This is a genomic window from Vulcanococcus sp., assembly GCF_044369115.1.
In the GTDB taxonomy this organism is placed as follows: domain Bacteria; phylum Cyanobacteriota; class Cyanobacteriia; order PCC-6307; family Cyanobiaceae; genus Vulcanococcus.
Map to the genome: position 1 here is coordinate 1 of NZ_JBIPMN010000254.1, position 2600 is coordinate 2600.

Annotated in this window: 2 protein-coding genes; one reads left to right on the top strand and one right to left on the bottom strand. The window is 64.8% G+C overall.

The window, feature by feature from the left end:
• Window positions 1–129: 129 nt before the first annotated feature.
• The gene (locus tag ACIQ2E_RS14085) at window positions 130–1089 is read left to right on the top strand and encodes a hypothetical protein (RefSeq protein WP_398331881.1); all 960 of its coding nucleotides are present in this window, start codon (window positions 130–132) and stop codon (window positions 1087–1089) included.
• On the opposite strand, the gene ACIQ2E_RS14090 is transcribed toward ACIQ2E_RS14085, so the two are convergent.
• The coding region (locus ACIQ2E_RS14090; RefSeq protein WP_398331884.1) for a hypothetical protein at window positions 1049–2600 on the bottom strand (1552 nt) is incomplete at its 5' end. The two genes, ACIQ2E_RS14085 and ACIQ2E_RS14090, sit on opposite strands and share 41 nt — an antisense overlap.

Sequence of the window (2600 nt, forward strand, 5' to 3'; positions counted from 1 at the left end):
AGCAGCGATGGATCGCCGGCCCCATGGGCCTCCAGCCGACACCACCACTGGACCATGCCCTCCCTCAGTCGGGTCCCATGCTTGCAGCCTCGATAATCTGCCCAGGATCACTGCCGTGTTGGCTGCGACATGACGTATTGGTACTCGCCATTCCCGCTGCCTGCCGCCACGGTGGATCTGCTCACCACGACGGGCCTTGAACCATGGCCTTCCACCAAGCCACCCGCCCCCAACGCGGATGGCCTGCTGATCTACGACAGCCCCGATCAGCTGGTTGCAGCAGCTGTGCAGCCCACGCTGCAGCAGCTGGTTGAAGGTTATCGGCAGCTGCTGGATTGGTCGGAGCGAACAGCCCAGCCCCTGTTGGCCCACTGGCAGCTGCAGCAACTCGGCCCCAGGGGGTTGCGCGACTGGATCGCCAGCCACGCCAACACGGGGGGGCCATTCCAAGCGCCAGTGGCTCAGCCCATTCCCATCCCGTCCCTGGTCGGTGCTGCCTTGCTCAGCTTGATCGAAGTTGAGCCCCAGCTGCTGGAGGCCTATCTGGATCTTGAACTGAGGGCCGAACTGCTGGGCCGCGAACCCGATCTCCACTATCGCCAGCGGCTCCGCCAGGGCAGCACCCAGGGAGACCTGCTGCTGCAGGAGCTGCGCCATGCCCTGGGGGCCCCCACCGAACTGGAGCGCCAAGAGAGCGAACTCAGGACAGCCCAGGAGGAAGCAGAACTCACCCTGCTGCAGCTGCACCAGGTTCAAGAGGAGCTGGAGGCGATTGTCCTGGCAGATCGTGAAAGGCAGCAACTACTCGAAGCCAGCAGCCAGGAGCTGGAGAAGCTGAAACCCCGGGTGGCGGAACTGGAGCAACAGCTAGAGCGTCAAGACGACGCTCTCAAAACAGCCCAGGAGGAAGCAGAGCTCACCCTGCTGCAGCTGCATCAGGTTCAAGAAGAGCTGGAGCACTATTTCCTGCTATCCCGAAGCCAGCACAGTCTGCTGAACCAGCACGGCCAGCAGCAGCGTGAGGTGCAGAAACTGCTCGCAGTGCTGGTTAAACAACAGCTTTCGCCTGGCGCTGCTCCACGGCCCTGAGGAACGCCTCGAAGGCGCGCAACGCCAGTTGGGGTTCCCGTAGCTCCACACGCAGCAGGTCGTCGCCAGGTGAATCCGGCTGCTCCTGCTCAGCAACCACACGCTTCAGAGTCTCCTGCCAGCCATCCCAATCAGGGTCCTGCAGGATCGCTTCAGTGAGCAGCTGCACCGCAGCATCCGGCTGATGGTCTGCCACCAGGGCATCAACCCGTTGAGTCGTCGCCTCCCGATCGGCCTCACGGCCAAACAGGTCCATCATCTCAGCAATGGCGCGAGCCAGTGGTTCATCCTGGTCAGCGGGGATTGTCCGCCAGATGGCCACAGCCTCCACGGTCCGCTGCAGGTGCACCAACGCCCGCGCCCGATTGTCCTGCAACCAACCGGATGTGAACCCAGCTGCATAGGCGGCATCCAGCAGGGCCAGTGAGCCTTTGGCATTGCCTGCTTCCCGAGCCGCAATCGCATCCTTGAGGATCGCTTCCTCAATAGCCGCAACGGTCTCGAAGCTGTGCGGCACCCACTGCAGGGGGATGCCTTGCTCCGCGGCAGTCCAGCCCAGTTGCTGTTGCAGCTCCTGGATCAGCTGGCGTCTTTGCTCAGCCGCCAGGTCTGAGGCCACCCCACGCAGAGCGTCGTCGTCCACAGCAGACAGCTCCTCCCACAACGCCACTGCTTCGCGGCGCCGTCCCAGATTCACCAGCGCTCTGGCCTGATTGTCCTTCAGCCATGGGGATGGGAAGCCCAGCTCCAGGGCCTTGTTCAGCAGGGCGAGCGAGAGCTCATGCCTGTTGGCTTCGCGGCTGGCGATCGCCTCCTGCAGCACAGCCTCCTCAGCCGCCTCCAAACTCGGAAGCGCAGGGCCGAGGAAGCGTGGCGTCCAACGGTGCTCCGCAAAGGCCTGGTTGGCAGCCCACAGCAGGTCGTCGAGCACAGCAGCGCGCAACTGCGAAGCCATGGCATTGGCCATCGCGGCCACGGCTTCATCGGGGTCCGTGGTGAGCGTGCGCCACAGGGCTTCGGCCTCCAGGCGCCGGCCGAGGTTCACAAGGGCTCTGGCCCGGTTGTCCTGCAGCCAGGGGCTGCTGTGGCCATCCGCCAGGGCTTGATCCAGCAGGGCCAGTGAGGCCTCCAGCTGATGCTCCTGACGCAGGGCAATGGCCTGCTCCAGCAGGGCGGTGAGCGCTTGGTGCTGCTCCTGGCTCAACTCCGTGCCCAACTCCTGGTCCGCATCGTTCGGCTCCGCCAGCTGCGCCTGGGCCGCCTCGGCAACCGCCTCGATCGCACTGCCCCTGAGGGCCTCCAGCAGCACCTGGGCCTCCTCCAGCCGCCCGAGGGCCAACAGAGCCCGGGCGCGGTTGTCTTCAATCCAATCACTGCTGAGGCCAGCGGAACGGGCGATTTCCAACAGCTCCAACGACAGCTCTGGCCGTTGCTCCTCCCGCAGGCTGATCGCCTCCTCCAGCACCGCCTTGAGCGGATCCTCCACCGCACTCGGATCATCGAGATGACGG